Annotated in this window: 27 protein-coding genes, 1 tRNA gene and 1 pseudogene; 13 read left to right on the top strand and 16 right to left on the bottom strand. The window is 57.0% G+C overall.

Annotated elements, in window-relative coordinates; translation table 11 throughout:
• Positions 1-41: 41 nt before the first annotated feature.
• From ACR0AI_RS19670 to ACR0AI_RS19655, 4 genes are all read right to left on the bottom strand, one after another.
• The gene (locus ACR0AI_RS19670) at positions 42-1,313 is read right to left on the bottom strand and encodes a sensor histidine kinase (RefSeq protein ID WP_480676566.1); all 1,272 of its coding nucleotides are present in this window, start codon (positions 1,311-1,313) and stop codon (positions 42-44) included.
• Positions 1,297-1,980, bottom strand: a complete 684-nt coding sequence (locus ACR0AI_RS19665; protein WP_480676564.1) for a winged helix-turn-helix domain-containing protein — start codon at positions 1,978-1,980, stop codon at positions 1,297-1,299. Before ACR0AI_RS19665 ends, ACR0AI_RS19670 begins: the two co-directional genes overlap by 17 nt.
• Before the next feature lie 83 nt (positions 1,981-2,063).
• On the bottom strand, positions 2,064-2,390 hold the full coding sequence (locus ACR0AI_RS19660) for a PepSY domain-containing protein (RefSeq protein ID WP_480676562.1): 327 nt from the start codon (positions 2,388-2,390) through the stop codon (positions 2,064-2,066).
• Positions 2,391-3,059: 669 nt separating this feature from the next.
• Entirely contained in the window at positions 3,060-3,449 is a 390-nt protein-coding gene (locus ACR0AI_RS19655; protein ID WP_480676560.1) for a hypothetical protein, read from the bottom strand.
• A gap of 332 nt (positions 3,450-3,781) precedes the next feature.
• On the opposite strand from ACR0AI_RS19655, the gene ACR0AI_RS19650 reads away from it, so the two are divergent.
• Positions 3,782-3,970 (top strand): hypothetical protein, encoded by a 189-nt coding sequence (locus ACR0AI_RS19650; RefSeq protein WP_299898963.1) that lies wholly within the window; start codon positions 3,782-3,784, stop codon positions 3,968-3,970.
• A 239-nt stretch (positions 3,971-4,209) separates the two neighbouring features.
• Here ACR0AI_RS19650 and ACR0AI_RS19645 read toward each other — a convergent pair whose 3' ends face one another.
• The gene (locus ACR0AI_RS19645; RefSeq protein ID WP_480676558.1) at positions 4,210-5,385 is read right to left on the bottom strand and encodes a hypothetical protein; all 1,176 of its coding nucleotides are present in this window, start codon (positions 5,383-5,385) and stop codon (positions 4,210-4,212) included.
• A 179-nt stretch (positions 5,386-5,564) separates the two neighbouring features.
• Here ACR0AI_RS19645 and ACR0AI_RS19640 point away from each other — a divergent pair, with 179 nt between their 5' ends.
• The 3 genes from ACR0AI_RS19640 to ACR0AI_RS19630 all read left to right on the top strand — a co-directional run bounded on the left by ACR0AI_RS19640 (position 5,565) and on the right by ACR0AI_RS19630 (position 8,255).
• Positions 5,565-6,230 carry a PepSY domain-containing protein gene (locus ACR0AI_RS19640; protein ID WP_480676556.1) on the top strand — a complete coding sequence of 222 codons (666 nt, stop codon included), beginning with the start codon at positions 5,565-5,567 and terminating at the stop codon, positions 6,228-6,230.
• Positions 6,231-6,267: 37 nt separating this feature from the next.
• The gene (locus ACR0AI_RS19635) at positions 6,268-6,927 is read left to right on the top strand and encodes a response regulator transcription factor (RefSeq protein WP_480676554.1); all 660 of its coding nucleotides are present in this window, start codon (positions 6,268-6,270) and stop codon (positions 6,925-6,927) included.
• Positions 6,928-7,001: 74 nt separating this feature from the next.
• A complete protein-coding gene (locus tag ACR0AI_RS19630) occupies positions 7,002-8,255 on the top strand; it encodes a sensor histidine kinase (RefSeq protein ID WP_480676552.1) in 1,254 nt (417 codons plus the stop codon).
• Between the two features lie 480 nt (positions 8,256-8,735).
• Here ACR0AI_RS19630 and ACR0AI_RS19625 read toward each other — a convergent pair whose 3' ends face one another.
• The 10 genes and pseudogenes from ACR0AI_RS19625 to ACR0AI_RS19580 all read right to left on the bottom strand — a co-directional run bounded on the left by ACR0AI_RS19625 (position 8,736) and on the right by ACR0AI_RS19580 (position 16,554).
• Positions 8,736-9,371, bottom strand: a complete 636-nt coding sequence (locus ACR0AI_RS19625) for a hypothetical protein (RefSeq protein ID WP_480676550.1) — start codon at positions 9,369-9,371, stop codon at positions 8,736-8,738.
• A gap of 31 nt (positions 9,372-9,402) precedes the next feature.
• Positions 9,403-9,819, bottom strand: coding sequence for a MarR family transcriptional regulator (locus ACR0AI_RS19620; RefSeq protein WP_480586649.1), 417 nt, complete (start codon positions 9,817-9,819; stop codon positions 9,403-9,405).
• Between the two features lie 628 nt (positions 9,820-10,447).
• The gene (locus tag ACR0AI_RS19615; protein ID WP_480676548.1) at positions 10,448-10,657 is read right to left on the bottom strand and encodes a MerR family transcriptional regulator; all 210 of its coding nucleotides are present in this window, start codon (positions 10,655-10,657) and stop codon (positions 10,448-10,450) included.
• A 96-nt stretch (positions 10,658-10,753) separates the two neighbouring features.
• Positions 10,754-11,515: a hypothetical protein gene (locus ACR0AI_RS19610; RefSeq protein WP_480701444.1), complete on the bottom strand. Its 762-nt coding sequence runs from the start codon at positions 11,513-11,515 to the stop codon at positions 10,754-10,756.
• Positions 11,512-12,417 carry a tyrosine-type recombinase/integrase gene (locus ACR0AI_RS19605; protein WP_480676686.1) on the bottom strand — a complete coding sequence of 302 codons (906 nt, stop codon included), beginning with the start codon at positions 12,415-12,417 and terminating at the stop codon, positions 11,512-11,514. The genes ACR0AI_RS19610 and ACR0AI_RS19605 overlap by 4 nt, the downstream gene beginning before the upstream one ends.
• A gap of 15 nt (positions 12,418-12,432) precedes the next feature.
• A pseudogene (locus ACR0AI_RS19600) lies at positions 12,433-12,639 on the bottom strand (Arm DNA-binding domain-containing protein); the annotation flags it as partial.
• A gap of 217 nt (positions 12,640-12,856) precedes the next feature.
• Positions 12,857-12,933 (bottom strand) — tRNA-Arg (locus ACR0AI_RS19595).
• 64 nt (positions 12,934-12,997) lie between these two features.
• Positions 12,998-14,380, bottom strand: a complete 1,383-nt coding sequence (locus ACR0AI_RS19590) for a sensor histidine kinase (protein WP_480676544.1) — start codon at positions 14,378-14,380, stop codon at positions 12,998-13,000.
• 18 nt (positions 14,381-14,398) lie between these two features.
• Complete coding sequence (locus ACR0AI_RS19585; protein WP_480676542.1) at positions 14,399-15,817, bottom strand: dihydrolipoyl dehydrogenase family protein; 1,419 nt, start codon at positions 15,815-15,817, stop codon at positions 14,399-14,401.
• A 5-nt stretch (positions 15,818-15,822) separates the two neighbouring features.
• Positions 15,823-16,554 (bottom strand): TVP38/TMEM64 family protein, encoded by a 732-nt coding sequence (locus tag ACR0AI_RS19580; protein ID WP_480676684.1) that lies wholly within the window; start codon positions 16,552-16,554, stop codon positions 15,823-15,825.
• Between the two features lie 296 nt (positions 16,555-16,850).
• Between ACR0AI_RS19580 and rpmH the strand changes: the two genes are divergently transcribed.
• The 3 genes from rpmH to yidD are packed head-to-tail and all read left to right on the top strand — an operon-like array spanning position 16,851 to position 17,670.
• On the top strand, positions 16,851-16,985 hold the full coding sequence (gene rpmH / locus ACR0AI_RS19575) for a 50S ribosomal protein L34 (protein ID WP_005980833.1): 135 nt from the start codon (positions 16,851-16,853) through the stop codon (positions 16,983-16,985).
• A gap of 26 nt (positions 16,986-17,011) precedes the next feature.
• Positions 17,012-17,437, top strand: coding sequence for a ribonuclease P protein component (gene rnpA, locus ACR0AI_RS19570; protein ID WP_480676540.1), 426 nt, complete (start codon positions 17,012-17,014; stop codon positions 17,435-17,437).
• On the top strand, positions 17,434-17,670 hold the full coding sequence (gene yidD, locus ACR0AI_RS19565; protein ID WP_170459835.1) for a membrane protein insertion efficiency factor YidD: 237 nt from the start codon (positions 17,434-17,436) through the stop codon (positions 17,668-17,670). The genes rnpA and yidD overlap by 4 nt, the downstream gene beginning before the upstream one ends.
• Here yidD and ACR0AI_RS19560 read toward each other — a convergent pair.
• Positions 17,667-18,602 carry an alpha/beta fold hydrolase gene (locus ACR0AI_RS19560; protein ID WP_480676538.1) on the bottom strand — a complete coding sequence of 312 codons (936 nt, stop codon included), beginning with the start codon at positions 18,600-18,602 and terminating at the stop codon, positions 17,667-17,669. The genes yidD and ACR0AI_RS19560 overlap by 4 nt on opposite strands.
• A gap of 114 nt (positions 18,603-18,716) precedes the next feature.
• Here ACR0AI_RS19560 and ttcA point away from each other — a divergent pair, with 114 nt between their 5' ends.
• From ttcA to ACR0AI_RS19530, 6 genes are all read left to right on the top strand, one after another.
• The gene (gene ttcA / locus ACR0AI_RS19555; protein WP_480676536.1) at positions 18,717-19,610 is read left to right on the top strand and encodes a tRNA 2-thiocytidine(32) synthetase TtcA; all 894 of its coding nucleotides are present in this window, start codon (positions 18,717-18,719) and stop codon (positions 19,608-19,610) included.
• Between the two features lie 66 nt (positions 19,611-19,676).
• Entirely contained in the window at positions 19,677-21,212 is a 1,536-nt protein-coding gene (locus ACR0AI_RS19550; RefSeq protein ID WP_480701442.1) for a putative bifunctional diguanylate cyclase/phosphodiesterase, read from the top strand.
• A 125-nt stretch (positions 21,213-21,337) separates the two neighbouring features.
• Complete coding sequence (gene yidC / locus ACR0AI_RS19545) at positions 21,338-23,167, top strand: membrane protein insertase YidC (RefSeq protein WP_480676532.1); 1,830 nt, start codon at positions 21,338-21,340, stop codon at positions 23,165-23,167.
• Positions 23,164-23,901: an MOSC domain-containing protein gene (locus tag ACR0AI_RS19540; protein ID WP_480676531.1), complete on the top strand. Its 738-nt coding sequence runs from the start codon at positions 23,164-23,166 to the stop codon at positions 23,899-23,901. The genes yidC and ACR0AI_RS19540 overlap by 4 nt, the downstream gene beginning before the upstream one ends.
• Positions 23,898-24,551 (top strand): ribosome biogenesis GTP-binding protein YihA/YsxC, encoded by a 654-nt coding sequence (gene yihA, locus ACR0AI_RS19535; protein ID WP_480676529.1) that lies wholly within the window; start codon positions 23,898-23,900, stop codon positions 24,549-24,551. Before ACR0AI_RS19540 ends, yihA begins: the two co-directional genes overlap by 4 nt.
• On the top strand, positions 24,548-24,916 hold the full coding sequence (locus ACR0AI_RS19530) for a DUF2946 domain-containing protein (protein WP_480676527.1): 369 nt from the start codon (positions 24,548-24,550) through the stop codon (positions 24,914-24,916). The genes yihA and ACR0AI_RS19530 overlap by 4 nt, the downstream gene beginning before the upstream one ends.
• The last annotated feature ends 58 nt before the right edge of the window (positions 24,917-24,974 follow it).

The following is a 24,974-nucleotide window of genomic DNA, read 5'->3' as shown; positions in this document are numbered from 1 at the left end:
CTGATATGTGGTTCGGGCTTTACGTGCGCTTGGGTCAAAACTTACAAATTTGCAAACTTCAGCGTCACCGTCAGCCCGTGGGGATCGGTTTGCGACAAGATAAGATCTGCACCATGGCGATCTGCAACCGCACGAACGAGGGCTAGGCCTAAACCCGTACCCTCGCTTTGCCGTGTTACGTCAAGACGGACCATGGGTTTGAGGATCTCGGCATATTTCTCTTGCGCCACACCGGGACCGTTGTCGGCGACACTGATGGTGCGACCACGTGCTGCCAGATTGATCTGATCCCCTCCATGGCGCATCGCATTCTGTATGAGGTTTGCAACTGCCTGAACAAGCATCTGACGATCTGCGAAAACCGTTGCAGCGTCACTTGCATCAAATTGCAGCACTTTGCCTGCGTCCTCAACCACTGGGCCAAATGTCATCGACATGTCGGCCATCAAGTCCGTCAGATCAACCTTTTCGAATCCGTCTGTGCCTTGGGCGGCCTCAATCCGAGCGACCCGCATGATCGTATCGAAAATGCCGGACAAACGCTCTGCTTCTTCCAGGGCTGCACCGCGTTCCTCTCCTTCAGGCAAGCTTTCAAGTCGAGACCGTAGGCGGGCTAAGGGGGTGCGCAGATCATGCGCCAAATTCGCGCTGAGATGGCGGGTCTGGGCGACCAGCCGCTCCAACTCTGCCGCAGTCAAATCCACCTGACGTGCCATGTCGTCGAGGTCATCCTTGTTCCGCGTGATCTCCGTGCGCGCGCTGAGGTCGCCAGAGGCCAACGCCGAAAGCGTGCTGTTGATCCGCTTGAGACGTCGCTGGGCGACGATACCGGTGGCAAACCCTACCACCAATGTCAGAACAATCATTGTCAACATCGTGGTCCAGAGAACACCGCCTAAGAGTTCAAACGCATCCTCCGCGTCATCAAGCGGAACAGCCGCCATGACCGGCGCGCCTTGACTGTCAGTATCTACAAGAACGCGCCAAGCTTCGGATTCCCGAAAATCATCGGACAGCTCCACCGTCCCCCCGCCGCGCGCAACCACACGCTGAAAAGCAATTGGCAGGTCTTCGAGATCATCTGGGTGACGCAAGATGACGCCAAACCGGTCCCCGCGCGCACCCTCAAGGGCCGAGGCCTTTGCCAGCGCATCCAACGTCGTATCGATACGACGTTCGAACACATCTGAGCCAACCGTAATCGTGATATAGGCCGCGGTAGCCATGCAAAGCGCGAAGATGGCTGACAATACCAGCGCCAGCCGCAAGGTCGAGGAGCGACGAAGCCAGGTCAGATTACCGGCCAAAGACATAGCCTTCCCCACGACGGGTTCGGATCAGCGGTGTATCAAACGGCTTGTCGATTTTGGTGCGTAGCCGGCTGATATGGGTCTCAACGACACTTGTGGTCGGGTCAAAACTCATATCCCAGACCTGTTCCAGCAGCATCGTACGTGTCACCAATCGACCCGGTCTTCGCATCAAGTATTCCAGAAGTTTGAACTCCTTGGCCAATAGCTCAATCTGTTGATCCTGGCGTTTGCAGGTTCGCGCCAGAAGATCGAGGCTTAGATCCCCATGGCGCAAGACCGTGGCTTCCGGCTGTCTCGCCTCCACGCCTTCGCGGCGGCGGCCCAAAGCGCCCACACGGGCAGAGAGTTCGGCAAAGGCGAAAGGTTTCGTCAGATAGTCGTCACCGCCAGCACCAAAGCCTTCGACTCGGGCGTCGACCTCACCCAAAGCCGTTAGAAAAAGCGCGGGGGTGGTATTCTTCGAGGCCCGCAAGGATTTCAGAACCGCCAAACCATCGAGGCCCGGGACCATGCGGTCCAGAATTAGAAGATCGTACTCCTGAGTCATAGCCGCCATCAAAGCGTCTTTGCCATCCTCGAAATGGTCGATGACATGACCTTCTTCGCGCAGGCCGTTAGAGACCCAAGACCCAAGTTGGCTGTCGTCTTCCAGAAACAAAATTCGCATGTGAACCCTTACCGTCACGCATTCGGAGGCCACTCTAGTGAGCGACCTCCGAATTGGCCAATCATTCGCAGCTTGGCCGCGACCTATGTCTCATCTTCATCGTTGTCGTCATCGTCGTCTTCACCTTCAGCCTCAACCTCAATCACTGCACCGGTTTCGGCGGCAATCTCGACTTCGAACTCTTGACCGCTTGCATCCAGGATTTCGACCTCATAGATCTTCATCCCGTCTTCGTTTTCGAGTTCCGCTTCCTGGACCTCACCCGACACTTCCTGAAGCGCGATTTCAAGGGCCTGTTGCAAAGTGAGTCCCGTCGCCTCTGCGGTGCTTTGTGCCGAAACCGAACCGACGACAGCTCCTGTAAGAATCAGACCTGCCAGAGCGCCGAGCGCTGTGTTGTTCTTGTCCATGTTTCTCTCCATAGTTTAGTTGTTAGAAGGCTTTATTGCCTTCCGATGAGATCAACATGGGAGCCGCGCTTTGCTGGAAGGTGCGGCGAAGTTTACAAATTTGTAAGCTGATGATCCCTCGCATGCCTATCTAGCACTTGGTCGCTATCTGGCTGGCGAGCCAAATACTTGATTTCTAATCCTGTATTTTTGAAGACTGTCAGGGTCGCAGCGACCGTTTGGATAACAAGTTGCGAATAAAGAACTGTACCCAGAAGCTTCAGGTCGGTTGCGGGCAGTCCGCCAAAATTCGCGAAGCTAGCTTTCAGCGCATTTTGACGTTCAACAGCTGGGATTCGTCTCGGACACAAATTGTGGCTTTGTCCGAAGACCAGACGCTCAAGTGTTCTCTTTGCATTGCAGTGCGGCTAGCCGCGGCTTCTTCCGCATTTTGTGAATTCGCTGAAGCCTAGAACTATATCTACAGCTAAGGACCGGAAAACGGGCTGCGACCGCAGCATTGTGAGGGATCATTCAAAGTCGGCTCTGGACCTTCCCTAGTGACGTTACGGGGCAAGATTAACGGTGATGCTGCTTCGCCCATGACAGCCTCGAAAAACCCAAACTCCCGTGCTTCATCTACAACCTAAGGGCGTCAATCCGAGCAATGATTGTTCTAAATAAATGCAATCAATTTAGAACATCGACCACTGCCCCTATTAGGTTCAGCACCTCGTGTGTCTCCTGGTTCACTTGATAAACATAATCTCCGGCGCGCACATAGTAGCCGTTTCGCCGCAGGCCATATCGGCTAGGATTGTCGATGCGAACATAGCCATTGTAGATGAAATCCCCAACTCGGTATCGTTTAGCTTGGCCAGGAGGAACGCATGGTACTGCTTTCTTCGCCAAACCCGGAGGACAGTTACCTGCTTTTGATTTCACCAAAACAGTGTGCAGTGCGTTGTGCGACCCGATACTCTGTCCAAGATCAAGAGACTGGATGTCAAAACTCGCACCCGCAACGGGCCCGGTCTGCATAGTGAACACCGTCGCCGTAATTACTAAAGCCGTTTTCATCTTTTCCGCCTCCTGTAACTGAGCTTTCCAATTATGATCACCATCGGGGTTTGACCAATGCATCGGCGGAGACTGGCTTACTGTCGAAGTCTTCTGCTGTAACGCTATGGTTCGCTTGGCACGACATTCTCATCTAACGACCTTTGAAACCGTCGAGCTGGAATGGGGCAATTGAAGGGCGCCCGGCCAGATCAATCCTTTGTTCTTATTTCGTAAACAACATTAACCGAACGTGAACAGTGTATTCTCGTTAGGTTCAAATAAGCTTTTGCATAATGACCAAATTGGATCGAACGAAACGTATATCGTTTGGCGGAAACAAGGGGAACAAAATGGTCAAGCCTGCCTTTGTGACTGAAGATCGCAGCACTGAAATTGCGATGCGGACCTCTAGCAAATCTGTTGAAGAGCGCCAGCAAACCACGATGAATTCGAGCAATAGCCGCTTCCCTCCTATCGAAAATGCACTGACAGAGATCACTAAAAACATGCGGCTCTCCGAGGCTCACCAGAACGTCTGAAGGCAAACAAGCTGACCCCCCCGACAATTCTCGATTATCGTCCTAAACATGGGAATTGTAACATAAATCCCGCCCCAACTTGGGGCGGGATTTTCTTGTTGCGCATCACAATCATCAAGGGTTTGTGCCTAGCAGGCCGACTTAGTCGACCTGTTAACTTGGTATCCGGAAAGCCTTTCGACGCTCCAGCTTTCCGTTCACCCTGAAGTGGAGGCTGGCGATGGCCGGGAAGCCTCAGATCACAGTCCCAGCAGGGCTTTGACCTGTTCCTCGACTGCATCGGTGACAGGCTTGTTGGCAGCAGCTTCCAGGGCCTCACGTTCAGCCAGATCTTGCTCTTCTACAAGTTCTGTCAGCTCTTCCACCTCTTCAACAGCTTCGTTGTATTCAATGGCTGCCTGTCTCTCGTCATTCAAAGTCTGGGCTTCATCAATCGAAGCGTCCAATTCGGCTTGGGCCTCTTCTAGCTGTGCTTCGATATCCGGATCGCTACCACCCGCGTCCTCCAATGCCTGTTCAAGCTCTGCGACCGTGTCCCGGTTGGTTTGAACCTCACCCAATGCGACTTCCAAGTCATCCTCGATTTCTTGAACTGTCCGATCTGGTTCTTCCAGCCCCTCAAGGAGCTCCAACTGTTCTTCCAGTTCCTCACGCAAGGGTTCTCCGGCCAGCACAGTGTCGCGGTACGTGGCAATTCTGCCAACCCGTGAATTGGGCGCGGCATTGGCGAGGGCCGTTGGGCTTGCATTGGCCGCGTTCAGTGCGCCCAACTCGGACGGATGTGCACCAAGCAGCGCAGCCATACGATTACCTTTGGTGCGGGAAACGGGACGCTTGGACTCTTCTACAATCACAGTCTGACGAACCGTTTTTTGCACCTTGGCCTTCTGCGTTCGAAGGGTTGTCGTGGCAACCCTTGAGGTGGTCGTCGTTTTGCGAGTTTTGCCATTCCCGTTGAACAGATCTTTCAGAGAGAACCCGCCGCCTTTTTTCGTACCGGACCGAGCAGACTGAGACTTTGTTTTCCCTTGCCCGAATAACCCGACTCTGGTGCCGCCACGGCTTTTGTTGGCCCCGTTGCCACGGCCACCATTTCCAGCCGAGCTGTTGTCTCCGCGATCTCCCTGAGCGCCGTTGCCATTGCCGCCGCTGTTTCCATTGCCACCGCCGTTGCCGTTGCCATTTCCACCGCTGTTGCCGTTGCCATTTCCACCGCTGTTGCCGTTTCCGCCGCCGTTACCACCACCGTTTCCACCACCGTTGCCGTTCCCACCGCCATTGCCACCACCATTACCGTTACCCGGCTTGGCATGTGCAAAATCAGGAGTTGCGACGGTGGCTACAATGGCCGTGGAACCCAACAAGGCAATCGCGATCGTCGAAGCTTTAAGCAGTCCGCACTTGGTGGTTTTCATTTTCAATCTCCTCAAAACCTTCAGCAACGACAGTCCGCATACTGAGGTTGACCACAGTGTTTCGGCAGTCTGACTCGCAGTCGAATCAAAGCCCTTGCCACTGATTTAACTTGAGGTCGCTTGAACGCAGGGCTAACTGCTTGTTCATCATCGGTTCATGTCTGGCCTAGTAGTCTTCGATGAAGGTGTTTGAGGTTGTTATGCAGGCCAAAGCGTTTTTTCTGGTTGCAGCTTTGCTAACCGCCTTGTCCGGGGGACAAGCGGCGGCAGATGCACGCGAACTCAAACAGTCTGAACTACGTATGGCGACGTTGTCAGGCAGTGCGATACGGCTGAACCGTGTCATCAAAGGCGTGAAGAAAGCGTACGGCGGAACCCCTGTTGATGCGCGCGCATTCAAAACAGACAAGATCTACTATCGTATTCTGGTCAAAAAGCCGGGCGGAAAGATTGTCAGCGTGATAGTGAACGCCGAAACCGGCACAGTCGTCTCGAACCGCTCAAGTACCGGGCGCGAGATTTCCGAAGCCGCACGCAATTCAACCAAATCCCAAAGCAACAACAGTCAGAGCGCCTCTGCCACCCGTGGGAACAGTGCAAGTCGAAGCAATGCTGGCGGCAACGGCGGCGGCAATGGCGGTGGAAACGGCGGCGGCAATGGCGGTGGAAACGGTGGTGGTAACGGCGGCGGCAATGGCGGTGGAAACGGCGGCGGCAATGGCGGTGGAAACGGAGGCGGCAATGGCGGTGGAAACGGCGGCGGCAATGGCGGTGGAAACGGCGGCGGCAATGGCGGTGGAAACGGAGGCGGCAATGGCGGTGGAAACGGCGGTGGAAAAAATTAGAGTTAAGGTCGCGCTGATTTAGCTGTAGCCTCTGGATATGCGAATACTCCTTGCTGAAGACGAGCGCCAGCTTTGTGAGCAAGTCAAAAAGCTATTGGGCGCGGAAGGTCGCGTGGTCGACGTGGCCAACAATGGTACAGATGCCCTGCATCTGGGGTCGACTGAACCGTACGACATGATCATCCTCGACATCGGCCTACCTGAGCGTGACGGCATTTCGGTCCTGCGTGAATGGCGCAGCGCGGGCGTCAAGACACCGGTCTTGATCCTGACGGCCAGAGATGGCTGGAGCGAACGCGTCGACGGTCTGGATGCTGGCGCGGATGACTATATGACCAAGCCGTTTCACATGCCTGAATTGGCGGCGCGGGTACGGGCCATCTTGCGACGTCAGAGCGGTCAGTTGAACCCCGTGATAGAAATGGGAGAGGTTTCTCTAGATACGCGGAATGGTCGGGTCACCGTTGGGGGCATACCTGTCGATTTGACCGCGCAGGAGATCGCCGTTCTGACCTATCTGGCGCACAACATCGGTCGCATGGTGTCGCGTACTGAGCTGTCGGAACACATATACGAATATGACGGCGACAGAGATTCCAACACGATTGCAGTATTTGTGACCCGCCTGCGCAAAAAACTGGGCTCCGATTTGATTACAACCGTCCGGGGTCGCGGCTATATGATTGACTCCGCCTAATGCTCTCGTTGCGCCAACGGGCCTTACTCGGAGGTATCGCTTCGGGAGCATTGTCCGTAGGCGTCGGTACGCTGATGGTGTTTTCCTACATCAACACGCGCGTTCTGGAACAGTTCGACGCAACGCTACAAGACCGGCACACGCAGGTTGTTGTTGGCCTCAGCGCCACCACGGATGACCCTGAAACCCTGCGGCAGTTGGTATTCGATCCGGCCTATAGCACGCCATATTCGGGGCGGTATTGGCAAGTAACGGACAGTACCGGCGCCATCTATACATCCGCTTCACTCTTTGATGAAACGATCGCCGAGCCTCCTCACGGAAATGACGAAACAATCATTTGGAACACCTCGGGTCCAGATAGCGAAGCCATTCGTAGCGTCTATCAAAAGATCACGTTCGAAGACGGGACGGAGTGGGGCGTAACTGTTGCCGAAAGCAGGAGCGAACTGATCAACGAACGCGGCGCTGCGCAAAGATACCTTCTCCCGGTTTTCGGATTGGTTGGTTTGATCGGAGTGGCAAGTTCTCTTTTGTTGATGTCCGCCATTGTTGGCCCACTCCGGAAGTTGCGCGTCGATGTCGCCCATCGCTGGGATCGAGGCGATGAGCTGACCCCCGAAGACTACCCGGAAGAGGTTTCGCCCCTGGTGGAAGATCTCAACAAACTTCTGCATCGAAACCGCGAGATTGTCTCAGGTTCGCGAAGACAAGCAGCGGATCTGGCACATGCCCTAAAAACACCGACGGCCATCTTACGAAACGAATTGGCAGAACTCGCAGACGCCGGAGCACACACAGAGCCTGCGGAAGAAGCGCTAACCCGAATTGACGCCCAGCTTAGCCGTTCACTTGCGCGCATGCGCGCATCAAACACCGGAGAGTTAACGCATTCCAGGACAGATCTTTCGAATTCGCTGGAACGACTGTCCCGGTTGTTCTCGGTTATGGCCGAACGCGAGGGGAAGACGCTTGTTTCGAATTGCGAGACTGGTCTCCACGTTCGAATGGACCCCCAGGACATCGAGGAAGTGATCGGGAACCTCCTCGACAACGCCCTCAAATGGAGTCGGACAACATTCCAAATCACCGCCAGGCGCACGGGCAGCGGCATCGAACTTCGCGTCGAGGACGACGGATCCGGAATCCCAGAGGAGGCCCGGCTTGAGGTCCTTCGCTCCGGCGGTCGCCTCGATACCTCTGTAAAAGGAACAGGGCTAGGGCTACCTATTTCCGTTGATTTATTGGCCGCCTACGGCGGATCGTTGGAACTTGGAACATCCGAAATTCTAGGTGGTTTGGCTTGCAGAGTGAAAATTAACCCATGAGGAAAGCACTCTGTTTCGTGCCAATGGTCGCCTCTGCGCGGTTCTTTCACAATTTGAAAACCGCCGCCTGAATGACCAACAAACACCAATGCTGCAATTGACGTCTACGCGTTGATGGCTGCTTTGCTCGCAGAGTTTTAGTCTGCTTGAGTGTCCAGTTTATGATGAAAAACTGCAGGTCTCTGTCGAGCGACACTGCAATTCTAGAACCTTAGTCAATTGAGCAATTCCTGCAGTTTTCGTTCCCTTCGTATCAAGTCATTGACGGCTTTGCGTGTCTGCTCCGCCGTCCGCGATCTTTCTCCGTGATTCCAAGACGGATGGCTTGGTCCCGCAGTATGCCCTCCTTTGGCACCATGCATTCGGCATACTCTCCAACCTTGAACAGCCGGAGCACGACATCGCCTACCGGTAGACTTCGCCCTAGCAGCACACCTCGGTGCATCTCTGAGACTTTTCGTTGGGTCCATGAGGTTGTCGTCACTTTTTGTCATCGCCCCGCCCCCCGTTTTGAACATTACCAACGATTGCCTGCCCACCTTCTTTGACTTCCACGCGTTCAACTCGGACGGTTTGATCTGCCTTGGAGCGATACCGCTTCAGGGTTTCAACCTGGCTGGTGAAGGTCCGCGCAAGTTTGTTGAGCGCTCGTTCCGCTGAATCTTGCTGCGGGAGAGTTTTTACGTGGTTCAGGCGCCGTGCCATCATCATCGTGGCCTGATGGATCGCACCCATCTGGATCGCAAGCATGGCTTCAATCTCGTCTTGGGGCCTTACCCCGGCAACAACGGACATCACGAAGTTGGATGCGCTCTCAGAAACAGAGCTGTCCTGTTGTCCGAGGATTGCCACTTGGTCCATGACTCCTTCGAAGAACCGATAGTCAACGGTGCCGAGCTCATGCATCGCCAAAGCACAAGCCGCTTTTGGGTCTTTTCCCTTGTGCCCAACCGTGAGCCTGCGTGTGTCTTCATCGAAGTCTAACTTGATGTCCGGAGCCCGAACGCCTGATCTCTTCCGTTCCTTCAAATCCGCAATCGCATTGGTTTCCGCCTCCGTGAGCTCGGAGTTGCTAGTCTGCAGTTCGTTGCCATCGTCTTTAAGTGTCTTGCTCATGTCCGCCTCGCGCAACAGGGAGTGGTTAGTATTAGTGTTCCGATTCAGAACCGAAGGACCGACGAAAAACCGGCCTGACGGGTTCTGATTTGGAACCATGCGGGGTCTTTGGGTTCTCAAACGGAACCACAGAGGATGCTGACGGGTCCGTACCAGAACCGCGTTTTGTTTTTTCGGGCTGCCAGAAACGCCAGTTGTTAGTGGCGGCTTTTTTGCCGGACCGGGTTTGTGTGGTCTTAGTCGTTAACCGCCATTCGTGGGCGCGACGGTGATACCAGTTGCCTTCCTGCTCCAGCACAAGGAAGCCTTTGTCCTGCAGATCCTCGAAAGCGCGTTGAACGGTGGCCTTACCTAGGCCTAGAATCTCTGCCGCTTCGTTCATCGACAGGAACAGCTTGCCGTTGTTGCTGCCGTTGAAGCGGGTGTGAAGCTCCAGCCAGAGCTTCACTGCAGGTCCCGACAAAGCCCGCCACGCAGGAGATTTGATCATTGCGTAGGGCAGAGGGATGTATTGCCCCTCATCCGACCGTTTGCCTTTGGGAGACCGCCGTCTACTCATCGCGACACCTCCGCTGGAAACGCTCGGGAAGGGCATCCAACTCCGGAACGTCGCAGCCGATATGCGCCCGGACGAGCCGGGTTAGGCCGGATTTGGACACACAGTACCCGAGTGTGTCCCACGCCGCTCCCCCGGCCGGAAATTGGGGTCTCTGGCGCTGAAACAGCCATTGGATGCCATCCCGGCAGACAGAAACGCGATAGATACCATGGCGAAAGATTTCGCCGCTGTAGGTCTCAGCAGTTTCCCGATGATTGGTTCGGGCAAGAGGGCCAGTGTCTGGCCTCCTGTCTTGACTGGTATTGATTGACTTGGAAAAGGACATATCAGCCATGCTCGATCCGTCCTTTCCGTACGATCACCCGTTCAACCGAATGGCTCAGGGGCGACCAGTAGTACCGGCGCTCGTTTTGTCTTGTCGGCGCGGGGCATCCTGTGGCATCAACTGGACTTGCTAGGGTGGCAGTTGATGTCACTGGAAAAGCCCCATCTCCGCGCTTGGAGTTGGGGTTTTTCATTATGCAGCCTCGTTGTTGGGATCGGTGCGCCGGGCCGCAAGCCAGGCGTTCAGGTCGGCGCCATGATAGGCGATCCGCCGACCGATGCGGATATAGGCCGGACCACACATGCGGTGGCGCCATTGAGCCAGCTTTTCGCGGTTTCCCAGCAATTGCATTTCAGGATCTTCTGGAAAATAGACCCGGTCGTCATTGAAGACATTTGCCATCGTTGAAATCCTCTTGGATCAGTTTCGATGGCCAAGGTATCCTTTCGTTTAAACTCGAAATAGGCGTCGCAATTCAAAACTCGTTTCGAAACAGTGTTAGGATTTTCGACCTGGTTTCGATAGCTCTGGGCGGATTTCTGCGGCAAGACGCCAGAAATGGTCAAACTGCCTGACTGACAGATGCGGGAAAAACTCCCGAACGGTAGCTTTCGTGATATTGCGATCCTCGGTCACCGCGAGAATCTGTTTTTTTACACTTTCACTTGCTTCGAGAGCACTATCCTCTTGGCTCAAGACTTGCTTGAGTTCTTGTGGCGTCGAGGGGAAATCATTTTCGCTAATGCACAACGACCAGCCATCAAATCTTTGAAGATGCTCAAAGTAGCGAGCATGGGTATACAGACCTTTTCCTTCAGTCAAACCGTGTTCTCCGGCTAGTTTTACAGTTCTCGCTTGCAGCGCGGACAACTTTTCGCAATCGACGACCCAAAGCTCAGTATCTATACACGCATATTGATCGTTTCTGTTGGCCAAATAGTCGTCTTGATCGAAGAAAAAACTCTGATCTGGAAGTACCATGGTCTTGGATATCTCCAGTACACAACCTTCGTGAGAAGCAACGAACAGTTTTGAAACTGAATTCAAGAATTGATCCGTTATCGAGTATTTTTTCTCAACAAGCTGCTTCGCTATGTCATTTACCAGGAGTTGTAGCTCCGCAAAATGCTCAGGCGATCCTTCTTTATGTGGAATTCTGTCGAATAGATCGCTGAACAGATCGTTCATCATGTTTTGAGAGAGGTCATGGGCTAGTCTGTCAACTTCCAATACAGGCCGAAATCCTTGAGGGGCGATCATCTTGTGCTTCCGTTTCTAGCGACTGACAACTGCAGTGATTTCGACCAAAACTCCATTAACTCTCTTCGCCGTTCCAACAAATCCGACCGTGCATAGGCCCGCTCCACATCGGACCCAACCTGATGGGCCAAAGCCGCTTCCGCCAGTTCACGTGGTGCGTTTGCAGCCTCCGCCGCCCAATCCCGAAACGAACTGCGGAATCCATGCACGGTGACGCCATCCTGCCGCATCCGGCGCAGCAGCATCAGCATGGACATATTCGACAATGGCTGGTGCCGCTTTTGCCCCTCAAACACATAGTCAGAGGCCAGCGCGCGGAGCGGCTCCAGAATGGCCAGCATTTCGTTGGTGAGGGGGACACGGTGGACCTGCCCGCCTTTCATGCGCTCCGATGGTATAGTCCACAGACGCGCATCAACATCGACCTCGGGCCATTTCATCTCCAGCACCTCTGAGGTTCGGCAGGCAGTCAGAATGGTGAACTGCAGCGCCTTGGCGGCCATGGCAGAGCGGTTCTGCAAATCGGCATAGAACGCGGGTACTTCTTGCCATGGCATTGCGTCATGGTGCTGGACCTTGGCCTTGACGGTGGGCAGCACCTTGCCTTCGCGGATCGCGGTCACCGGGTTCTCGCCCGAGCGGAACCCCCTGGACTTTGCCACGTCGAGCACCGTTTTGATCCGCTGAGACAGTCGCTTTGCAGTTTCGTGTTTCTCGGTCCAGATGGGGGATAGGCACATCAGCACTTCGGGCTGATCGATGCTGTCCACGGGCATACGGCCGATCTTTGGGAACGCGTAGTCGCGCAAGGTGTTGAGCCACTGCTGTCCGTGTTTGGCATTCTTCCATGTTGGCAGGCGGTCGATGTGGACCTGTCGGCTGAGATCCTCGAAGGTTGGAATTTCGCGCTGGGCATTGAACCTAGGGTTCAGCCCTGACTTTGCCATTCGTCGATACTCGAGAGCTCTTTCGCGGGCTTGGTTCAGAGTGACAACATCAGCGCCACCCAACCCAAAATCCGTGCGCAGAGGAGCGCCCTTGCGGTTTTTCTGTCCTTTGACCGTTACGCGCACGATCCAGCGCCGTGCGCCCGAGGGATCGACAACGAGATAAAGGCCAGAACCGTCGCCATGCCGACCCGGGCCGAGATTCTATACCAGCTTCTTTGTCAGCTTCCCGCTGAGCGCAGCCATGAAAATACCACAAAATATACCACTCAATGAAAGTATACGGGTATGATCGGATAAAATCCAACGAAACCATCCAACCCGGCCACAGCCATAAAACACAAAGGTTTAAGCAACCTAGTGTATCTCATTGAGATTTGGGAAAATCACCAAGTGGCGGACCGAGGAGGATTCGAACCCCCGACCCCTTGATTCGTAGTCAAGTACTCTATCCAGCTGAGCTATCGGTCCGCGTTGGTGAGGCGGTGTTTAGACCTGGTGCGGGAGACGTGCAAGCCGATTCTGCAAAAAACCTTCAAAAAGTTAGATCGCCGCGTGGGAGGCTTATTTCAAAGGTTGTACCGGTGGGTCCGGTCTCTTTCAGCACAAGATCCCCCCCATGTCCGCGCACCAATTCCTGTGAAATCGCAAGCCCAAGGCCCGAGCCGCCCTTGCGCACGCCGCCTTGGAATGGCGTGAACAGATTCTCGCGGGCTTTGGGCGGTAGGCCGGGGCCGGTATCGCGGATTTCGATGCACCAGCTGGCCTCCATGGCGCAGCCGGTGACAGTGACGCGCCCGGGTTTGCCTGAGGAGACCAGAGCCTGCCGGGCATTGCGTACAAGGTTCATGATCACGCGGAAGAGCTGCTCTGGGTCTGCGCGCACGACCAGATCGTCAGGCACTTCGTTCACGATTTCGACGCAGGCATCGGCGACAGCCAGCTGCTCGCTTGCGGCAACATCCTCGGCGATGTCGCGGACGCGCACCATGGTCAGGGTCGGCGCAGGCTCTTCCGCGCGGCCAAAGGCAAGGGTGCTTTCACACAGCGAAACCGCGCGAGTGATCGAGTTGACTAGCTTGGGCGCCATGCGGCGGACCAAGGGGTCATCGCTGGCCTCGATCCGGTCGGTGAACAGTTGCGCTGACGTCAGAATATTTCGCAGATCATGGCTGACTTTGGCCACCGCACCACCCAGTTGCGCCAGGCGCTCACGCTGTTTTAGCGCCTGCGTCAGGTCGGTCTGCAACATCTTCAGGGCCTCTTCCGCCTCACGCAGTTCGGTAACCTTGGAGTTGGGAGTGATAATGCCCCGCGCATCCTCGGGCGCGCTGGCATAGCGTTGCATATAGCCGACAACGCTTTTGATCGGGCGCACCAGCACGACGCGCACCGCAAGAAACAGGAAGAAGGCCGTGATGATCGAGATAACGAAGGACAAACCCAGAATGCGCAGCCCGTAGTCGACCATCGCCATGCGTAAGGGCATGCTGTCTATGGTGACCTCGATCAGTAGACCGGCCCCTTTGACTGGCTCGCCGATCACGCGGATGACTTCATTCTCTGTGGTGAAAATCCGGTTCATTGCGTCGCGGATCAAGATCCACGGGCCAGCATCGCGCAGGTCATAGGTGTTGGTGATCTGTTCCGGGATCGGCGATGACAGCATCAGCTGCCGCACCTCATCGCGCCGCAGGACAACGTTGTAGACACCCGCATTTACCAGCAGCTCGGCCTCAAGATCGTCGGCGAGCATATCATCAGCCAGCAACGCCAAAGACGCGATCTGCGCGCGTTCCAGCCGGTTCAGCAGGAAGTCTTCTCGGAAACGCGCGATGGACGGCACAAAGATCAGGACTTCGGCCAACATCACGAAGACCGTCGTCAGGATCAGAAATCGGCCGGACAGCGAGTTCAATTGGCGCTCCTCTTCCGGTCAGGGGATCCAGCGTTGCACGAACCTGACCACGCGTTTAACCGTCTGATTCTCAAACAGCCTTGGCGAGAAATAAGCCCCCGCCACACGTTTGTTAAGCTCTCCGATCGTCGGATAGGGCGAAACCATCGCGGCGATCTGCCCCATCTTCAGGTTATTGGCCAGTGCAAGGGACCACAAGTTGATCAGTTCTCCGGCCTGATGTCCGACGATTGTCGCGCCCACGGGGCGTCCTTTCACGACCATGACCTTGATGAAGCCCTTTGTCTTACGCTCGGATATGGCGCGGTCATTGTGGTGGTAGTCGAACCGAGCAACCTCCATCGCGTCGCCATGCTGTTCACGGGCCCGCGCCTCGGTCAGGCCGACCTGAGCCAGTTCGGGGTCCGTATAGGTGGCCCAAGGGATGTGAGATGTCTTGGCCTTTGACGGCAGACCAAACAGGGCCGAGCGGATGATAATGCCCGCGTGATACCCCGCTACATGGGTGAATTGCAGACCACCTGCCACATCGCCGATGGCATAGACCTTGCGGTTGGTCGTGCGCAGAGCGTCATCCACCTTAATCCCTGTGCGCGTGCGCTCGATCCCCGCGGCCTCAATGTTCAGGCGTTCGACATTGGCCTTGCGTCCAGCCGCCATCAGCAGGTGGGTACCGGCAAAGATGTCTCCGTTCTGGGTGACAACCTCGACCGCGCCAGCCGAGCCTCGGATCTGTGCGACCATGGCTTGTTCCTGAATATCGACCCCTTCGGCCCGCAGGGTCTCCAGAACAAGGGCCGCGGCCTCGGGGTCATCCTTGCCCAGCGCCTTTGCGCCTTCGATCACGGTCACCTTGCAGCCCAGCCGGATATGGGCCTGCGCCATCTCCATCCCGATGGGGCCGCCGCCGATAATCAGCAGGTGGTCGGGCTTGTCCTTCAGATCAAAGATGGTTTCATTCGTGAAGAAGGGCACAGTGTCCAGCCCCGGGATCGGCGGCACAAGCGGCGATGATCCGGTGGCGATGACAACCCGCCGGGCGGTGATCACGTTCTCACCCGCCTGCACCTGTGTCGGAGACAGGAAGGTGCCAAATTCGCGGATCACCTTGACGCCGAAGCCCTCGAACCGCTCCTGACTGTCCATCGGCTCGATCTGAGCGATAACGCCGTGCACGTGATCCTTGGCGGCGGCATAGTCCACTTGCGGCACAACATCGGCCACGCCAAAGGGAGCGGAATGGGCCTGCCCATAGGCCATCTTGCCACTGGCGATCAGGGCCTTGGAGGGGACACAGCCGAAATTCAGGCAATCCCCGCCCATCTTGTGGCCTTCCAGCAGGATCACATCGGCCCCCATCTGCGCCGCCCCTGCCGCAACCGACAAACCGCCCGACCCGGCGCCGATGACCAGGATATCTGTTTTCAGCTCTTTCATGGAATTCAGGCGTCCTTTTTACCGCGCAGGGCTTTGATCAGAATGGGCAGAGCGGCCAATACGCACAAGCCTATGATCGGACCGATAACAAAAGGTTCCCAAAGCAGCGAAACATCCGGCGTTTCTCCGCGATCAAAGACACCGCCCAAACCAACGCCGATCCAGGTGTAGACAATCCCGCCCGGAATGATGCCCAGCGCGGTAGTGAACAGGAAGTTGCGGAACTTCACGCCCACCAGAGCCGGGACCAGATTGGCCACAAAGAACGGAACCACGGGCACAAGACGCAACAGAAACAGGACCGAGATCTCATTCTCGCGCAGGCCGTCCTTGAGTTTCTTGATGGTCCCTTCCGAGGCTTCCAGCCGCGCCGTCAACGACTCACCCAAGCCCCAGCGCGCGGCCAGAAAGATGGCGGATGCGCCGATTGTGGCTGCGAACACGTTGAACGCGGTGCCTGCGAATAGGCCGAACAGGAAACCACCAGTCATCGAGGCGACGGCGGCTCCGGGCAGGGAAAACGCCACGATCACAATGTAAATCGCCACGAACGCCCCGGCCATCGCCCAATAATTCGCATCGCGCCACGCCAACAGGGCCTCGCGATTGTCACGCAGGGTTTCAAACGTCAGGTAGTCCCCAAGGGTGAAGAACCCCACCGCGGCGACGGTTAGGATCACAAGCAATGGAATATGGCGCGCAAACCCGCCGCGCGGTGCTTGGGTTGTTTCGCTCATCTGGCTGTCCGGCTTTGATTGTTTCATTCTGACCCCAACATGCGCTTCAATGTGGGCTTGCAACAGGCCATTCACGCGGCCTTGAACTCTGTGGCAGGGAATGTGAGGGTTCGGGGCGCAAACAACCGGATTCTGAAATCTTTTGACCGGCCAGGTTACAGAATTGTTGCAAAAGGCGCGAAAACCCGTGCCTTGGGGTTTGACTTACCCCCCGCTTGGCAGTAGAGGACGGGCTTCGAACACTCGGGCCAGGCGAATCCGCGCCGCACCCACCGCTATAGATTGGAGACGGAGCGATGAAACGCACCTATCAGCCTTCGAACCTGGTTCGCAAACGCCGCCACGGTTTCCGCGCGCGCATGGCCACCAAAGCCGGCCGCAAAATCCTGAACGCGCGCCGTGCACGCGGCCGCAAATCGCTGAGCGCGTAAACCGCCTCACCGATCAGGTTATGAACATGACGCCGCCGGAGGCCCCTGAGGATGGTATCAACCAACCGAGGGTCAAGCCCCCGGCGGCGTCCGTTTGCGTGCCCAAACCTCTGACCGTTCTCAAGAATCGTTCGGATTTCCTGAAAGCGGCAAGGGCGCGTCGACAAGGCACATCCTCGATGATGGTGCAGGCGCGCAGGCGCGCGCCGGATGAGAGCCCAGGCATTCGCGTCGGGTTTACGTGTTCCAAGAAGGTCGGCAATGCGGTGGCCCGCAACCGCGCCAAGCGCCGCCTGCGCGAAGCCGCCCGTGCAGTCTTGCCGACACAAGGGCATGAGGGCTGGGACTATGTCCTGATCGGCCGCGCCGAGGGCACCGCCGGGCGGGCGTTTGACGCCATGCTCGACGATCTGTGCTATGCGCTACGCAAGATTCACTCCCCTCGCAAATGACCTTGCTGGCGCGCATATTCGCCCTGCCAGTGCGCGCATACCGGTTGGTTTTCAGCCCCTGGGTCGGATTTAATTGTCGCTACCAGCCGACGTGTTCGGCCTATGCGCTAGAAGCGCTAGAGAAACACGGCGCGATCAAGGGCGCGTGGCTGGCCGCCCGTAGAATCGGGCGCTGCCACCCATTGGGTGGTACGGGGTATGACCCGGTGCCCGAGAAATCCGAAGACGATTAGACAAGCGCCAGATTCCCTCGGTCCGTGAACCTTCGGGTCGGGATAACCTCACGATCCAACTTACCAAGCAGAGTGTGGTGCAAATCTTCATAGAACCGGGGCGAGTCGAAATACCAGCTGTGGCTGGCAGATGGCCCATCCGGGTAATCCGCGCGATTGTCATTGAAGAACTTGCCGCAATACAGGTTAACCGCCTTTTCAGGATGGTCCGAAGGCATACCCACACGCCCCAACCGACGCGAAACGCCCACGCGCTTGACCTCAGAGATCGAAAGAACCTCATCAAACGGGCTGTAGTAGCAGGTTAGCCTCGTACACCGCCGCATCAAGGATGAGGTCTTGGAGCTACCCTCACGGAAAGACTTGGCCGAGACATCTGCCGCGACAAAGGCGATCTGACTGGTGGTCCAGCTGTGCTGTGCGATCTCATGGTCGTCATCGGCATAGTCCATGGCCTCGCGCACCAGAAACGTCCCCATCGAATGCGCCAGAACGTGAACATTGTGGGGGCAATCCGGGGTCTGCATTTTGGACAGGCGTCTGATCCCGTCATTGAACAGCTTATCCGCCGAGCGCCGGGCATCGGCCCTGTCCGAGCTATAGCCCAAGACTGAGCCGTCGCTTGGCCAGTCAAAGCTGACGATCACACCTTTGAAGCCATGGGCCTCCAGCCCCTTGCGGATCTTGCGGTGCCGCTCCAACATCTCGAACTGCGCGGTGTTGAAGCCATGCACGAAAAAGACGATGTGGCCCTTTTCATGATCCGTCGCTCCGGCGGCCTGCTGCACCTTGTCCAGCCAGTCAGAGATTCGGATTTCATGTTTACGTGCTGGTGTCTTTACGTTGGACGGGATCGCCAAATAGCGCGCCTTGCCCAGTTTGTTTGAATAGTGATTGCCGTTGCGTCCACGGACGGTAAAGAAATAGTCCATTTTAAACTCCGTCGGTAAATCCGAAGATCATATCACAGGCGGCGATTTTCCCCAAAGGCTGACCCAAGTTCACGACACCTTGCCCGCGCGCATCCTGCGCTGTAATCACGGCCCATGTTTGATGAAGCCGACGATATCCATCCGCTGTTTGCTGGCGCGCCCTCGGCGACTGAGTTCAAGAAGCTGCGCAAACGCATCGTGCGCCAGACCCGCGAGGCGATCGAGCAGTACGGGATGATCGACCCGTCCTCCCATGACAAGGACGGCACGCCGCCGCGCTGGCTGGTCTGCCTGTCGGGCGGCAAGGACAGCTACACCCTGCTTGCCGTTCTTTATGAGCTGAAATGGCGCGGGTTGCTGCCGGTCGATTTGCTGGCCTGCAATCTGGATCAGGGGCAACCCGGCTTTCCCGCCACTGTTCTGCCCGAGTTTCTGGAGCGGATGGGCGTTCCCCACAGGATTGAATATCAGGACACATACTCCGTTGTGATGGACAAGGTTCCGCAAGGCCGGACCTATTGCGCCCTGTGTTCGCGCCTGCGCCGGGGCAACCTGTATCGCATCGCGCGGGAAGAGGGATGCTCGGCTGTGGTGCTGGGCCATCACCGCGATGACATTCTGGAAACCTTCTTCATGAACCTGTTCCACGGCGGGCGTCTGGCAACCATGCCGCCCAAGCTGGTTAATGAAGAGGGCGACCTGTTCGTCTTCCGCCCACTGGCCCATGTGGCCGAGGTCGATTGCGAGAAATTCGCCAAGGCGATGAGTTACCCGATCATTCCCTGCGATCTTTGCGGCAGTCAGGACGGGTTGCAGCGCCAGCAGGTCAAACAGATTCTCGATCAGTGGGAAAAGAACAGCCCTGGCCGCCGTCAGGTGATGTTCCGCGCCCTGACCAACGCCCGCCCCTCGCATTTATTGGACCCGAAATTGTTCGACTTTTCAGGGCTCTCCCTGGATTTCAGCAAAAAAGGCGAAAATTCTGCTGAAATTCCGCAGTTGCGTTAACGTCTGACTCAGACTGGTTTCCTACCGTTCACCTTGAGCGTTTGATGCCCAAGGCCCGGAATAGCTATGCGGAAACTTCCTGATTTTGACCGTTTTCTCCGTCCTATGACCTCTGCCCTCAGCGGGCCATCTGCACTGGCCTTTCTGCCAGCGCTCAGCCTTGGGGCGTTTTGGCTAGGGGGCGAACGCGCACTTGTCAGTGTGACGCTTGGGGTGCCGTTGATGTTCGCGGTGGCGGGGATTGTGACCAGTCAGTCAAAAGCGCGCGCAGGGCAGGCAATCGGTGGTGTGCTACCGAGTGATCAGTTCAATCTGGCCCTGTCAGAAAAGCTTGAAATCGCGCAACAGCAAGAGGCTGGTACAGCCTGCATCGCCATTGCAATCGACGGCTTTTCCGAGGTTGTGGATATTCACGGTCAAGCCGCCGCCGATCACATTCACCAGCAATTCTGCAGCCGCGTTCTTTCGATGATCCGCGACGATGACATTGCGATGCTGGTCGGGGATGACGGCCTGATGATCGGGCTGCATCCGTCGCAGCAACTGGATCTTGAGGCCTGCATTCAGATGTCCGGGCGCATCCAGTCTGCGGTAGAAGAGCCGATCATGCTCAATGGAATCGGCCTCTACCTGACCTGTTCAATTGGGTTCAGCATGAACAAAACAATTGCTGGCGATACCGTCGCGGACTGGAAAGCCGCCAGCACCGATGCGCTGACCGAGGCGCAACGCAGCGGGCCCTCGACGATTCGGGCCTATTCCTCCGAGACCCGGCGCAGGTCACTGGTCCGCAGCAATCTGCGCAAGGAGTTCGAGGCGGCACTGGATCATGGCGATATCCGCCCGTGGTTCCAACCACAGGTATCCACGGATACCGGCCGCGTTACGGGTTTTGAGGCGCTGGCCCGGTGGGAACATCCGCAGAAAGGTGTACTGAGTCCTCAAGTCTTCCTGCCCTTCGCCGAACAAGCCGATTTGATGGAGCGTTTGGGTCAGGCCGTCCGGAACCACGCCTTCACCGCCATGCGGTCCTGGGACAGGGTGGGCGTTATTGTGCCACGTATGGGCGTCAACTTCTCCTCGGATGAGCTGCGCGGACCTAGTTTGATCGACCGCCTCGAATGGGAGCTTGATCAATTCGACCTGACCCCCGACAGGCTGACCGTCGAAGTGTTAGAGACCGTCTTTTCCCGCCGCCCCGATGACGTGATCACCCGCAATGTCACCGGCCTTGCGGCTTTGGGGTGCTGTATTGATCTGGATGATTTCGGCACCGGGCATGCCTCGATCGCGTCGATCAAGCGGTTCAACGTTTCGCGGATCAAAATCGACCGTTCCTTCGTCGCCAAGTCCGATCAGGACCCCAGCCAGCAACAGATGGCCAGTGCGATCCTGACCATGGCCGAACGCCTGAATCTCGAGACGCTGGCAGAAGGGGTCGAAACACCGGGGGAACATGCCCTGATGGCCCAGCTTGGTTGTGATCACGTGCAGGGCTTTGGCATTGGCAAGCCAATGCCCTTCGAAAAGACGCTGGACTGGATGGCCGCGCATAACGGCAAGATGAACGGCGTTCCGAAAATCGGACGCCAAACCGGCTGAATTCCGTGAAAGAGTGGCCCGGAATGCCACGACGCGACGAATTTACAGCCGATTCCGCTTGACCTTTGGGCCTGCACTCTATTGAACCCTGCGGGTGTCTTTACTGCTCAAGGTGGCTGTCCCAGATGGACGATCAGAACAAGAATCTCATCCTTGCAACCGCGCTCAGCTTTCTCGTGATCCTGGTCTGGTTCGTGTTGTTCCCTCCGCCGGAACCCACGCCCGGAACGGAACAAACCGAGATCGCAGCAACCGAAGGGTCCGAGATTCAAGCACCCAGCGCAAGCGGCACCGGAACGGTCGGTGAGGCAACCGCAACCGCAGAAGAGGCTCAGCCCGAAGAGCAGGCCCCGCGCGTCGCGATTGATACGCCCCGTCTGAAAGGCAGCCTGTCGCTGTCGGGCGGCCGCATTGATGAGCTGTTCCTGAAGGACTACAAAGTCTCGCTTGAGGAGAACGCACCGATCGTCGAACTACTGGCCCCGGTCGGGTCGGATTCGGCCTACTACGCCCTCTATGGCTGGGCCCCCGGATCCGGTGTTAGCGGCACGGACGTTCCCGGCCCCAACACCCTTTGGACCCTTGAGCAGGGTGAGACATTGGGCGTGGACACTCCCATCACACTGGCGTGGGACAACGGCAACGGCCTGACCTTCCGCCGCACGGTCTCGGTGGACGAAAACTACATGTTCTCGGTGACCCAGTCGGTCGAAAACGCCACCGGCGCCGAGGTTAGCATGGCCCCTTACGGCATTCTGGCCCGCCATGGTATTGGCGAAGACGGCGATCTGCCGGGCCTCAAGAACTTCTTCATCCTGCATGAAGGCGTGATCGGCATGGCCGACGGAACCTTGACCGAGGTCGACTATGGCGATGTCCGTGACTTCGACATCGACCCGAACGAACGCGCGCAGGCCGAGGTCTATCAGGTCAAAGAAGACGGTTGGATCGGGTTCACCGATCACTACTGGATGACAACACTGATCCCCGAGCCCGGATCGGCCTTCAAAGCAGCCGCAAAATACGATTCTCGCCGCAAAATCTATCAGACCGAAACAGTGCTTCCGACCCTGACAGTGGCTCCGGGTGCAACGGAAGAGGTCAGCACCCGCCTGTTCGCGGGTGCGAAGGAATGGGAAGCCATTCGGGAATACCAATCCGAGGGTGTTCAGAAATTCATCGACAGCATCGACTGGGGTTGGTTCTTCTTCCTGACAAAACCGATCTTCTGGCTGCTGCACAACATCAACCTTCTGATCGGCAACATGGGTTGGTCCATCATCGGCCTGACGCTGATCATCAAGGCGATCCTGTTCCCACTGGCGTTCAAATCCTACGTCTCGATGGCGAAGATGAAGGAGCTTCAGCCGCAGATGGAAGCCTTGAAAGAGGCTGCGGGCGACGACCGCCAGAAGATGCAGCAGGGCATGATGGAGCTGTACAAGAAGGAAAAGGTAAACCCCGCCGCGGGCTGTTTGCCGATCCTGATGCAGATCCCGATCTTCTTCTCTCTGTATAAGGTGATTTTCGTCACTATCGAACTGCGTCAGGCCCCGTGGTTTGGTCCATTCCAGGACCTCAGCGCGCCGGACCCGACCTCGATCTACAACTTGTTTGGCTTGTTGCCCTGGGCCGCACCCGCGCCCGAAAGCTTCCTTGCGCTGATCTTTATCGGGATCCTGCCCCTGCTGCTGGGTATCTCGATGTGGCTGCAGCAAAAGCTGAACCCGGCACCAACCGATCCGACACAGGCGATGATCTTTGCCTGGATGCCCTGGGTCTTCATGTTCATGCTGGGCGGGTTTGCCAGCGGTCTGGTGGTTTACTGGATCGCGAACAACACCATCACCTTCACCCAGCAGTATCTGATCATGCGCAGCCAAGGATATAAGCCGGACGTGTTTGGCAACATCAAGTCAGGCTTCAAGCGCACGCCGAAAACGGACGGCAAATGAGTGGGCAGGTCTCAGCCATCTGGCGGCACCCGATCAAGAGCCATGGGCGAGAAGCCCTGACCGAGATCACTGTACTCCCCGGGCAGACCATGCCCGGGGATCGTGTTTGGGCCGTCGCGCATGAGGCTGCCAGGACCGACGGCTCGGAATGGGCACCCTGCGTAAATTTCAGCCGCGGCGCGAAGGCGCCCAAGCTGATGGCGATCTCGGCCGAATCCCACGGCGATAGCGTGACCTTGCGCCACCCTGATCGTCCGGATCTGAGCTTTGCGCCCGATACCCAGCAAGACATCTTTCTGGAGTGGGTCAAACCGCTGATGCCTGCGGATCGCGCCGCATCGGCGCGGATCGTGCGTGTGCCCGGTCGGGGCATGACCGACAGTGATTTCCCCTCCATCAGCCTGTGCAACATGGCCAGCCACCGCGCAGTCGAACAGAAGCTGGGCCGTGAGTTCTCGCCCATCCGCTGGCGCGGCAATATCTGGTTCGATGGCCTGCCCCTGTGGGAGGAGTTCGATTGGCTCGGGCGTGAAGTTCAGATTGGACAGGCCGTGTTCCACGTGCGCGAACGGATCACGCGCTGTCTGGCAACCACTGCCAACCCCGACACGGGCGAGCGGGACGCAGATACACTTGGTGCCCTGAACAGTTGGGACCATCAGGATTTCGGCGTTTATGCCGAGGTGATCCGAGGCGGTGAAATCCGCATTGACGATAAGGTTCAACTGCTATGACTGCCCTGCCCTTCCCTCTGGCCGAAGATCCTGACGCGTTCGCGCTGGAGCGTGGGCGCAAGCTGTTTGCAGGTGAATCCGAGTTCGTCAAAGGCGTCGTCGCGATGAACGGCCTGCCCGCCCCCGACCGGCTTGAGGTCTGTTTTGCCGGACGCTCGAATGTGGGCAAGTCTAGCCTGATCAATGCGCTGACTGGCACCAAGGGTCTGGCGCGCGCCTCAAACACACCCGGCCGCACGCAAGAGATCAACTTTTTCACCCAAGGTCCTGAGCTGTATCTGGTGGACCTGCCCGGCTATGGCTACGCCAATGCTCCGGTCAAGGTAGTTGAGAAATGGCAGCGGCTGTTGAAGCAGTATCTCAGCGGGCGGCAAACTCTGCGTCGGGCCTTTGTTCTGATCGACTCGCGCCACGGGGTGAAGCCTGTGGATGACGAAATCATGAAGCTGCTGGACTCCAGCGCCGTGACTTTTCAATGCGTCATGACCAAGGCCGACAAGGTGAAGGCCAACGACCGCGAGAAAGTGCTGAACCAAGTGCGTACAGCCCTGTCCAAACACCCTGCCGCATACCCTGAGATCGTTCTGACATCCTCGGAAAAAGGGGATGGGGTGCCGACGCTACGCTCGATCATTGCCCATCTGGAATGACCCTGATCCTGCGCTTCTTTGGTGTTCTAACCCTGCTTGCACTGCTCGCGACCAGTGCAATTCCGCAGGGCTGGATGCCAGCGCAAGGCAATGACGGCAAGATCCTGCTGGTGCTTTGCACCGGCGAGGGAACGGTCGAGCAATGGGTCGATCTGGACCCGGACGATCCAATCCATGATGAGCATGACTCGCGCTCCATGTGCCCTTTTGCGGGGCTCACTGCGGATGCCAATTTGCCCGGGTTTGAGTTGATCATTCCAGCGGATTTCCAATTGCAGCCGCGCTGGGATCATTCCGATTTCACCCATCGCAGTGCGGGGTTCTACGCCCGCTATGATGCGCGGGGACCACCCCGCTTCTCCTGAAACAGCGAAACCTTGTTTTGACCCTGCGCGCACCTGCGCGCAAGGGATGTCTGTATAT

Source organism: Ruegeria sp. BG3 (genome assembly GCF_056538485.1).
The sequence above is the reverse complement of the archived record's forward strand: the minus strand, read 5'-3'. Positions and strand labels throughout refer to the sequence as shown.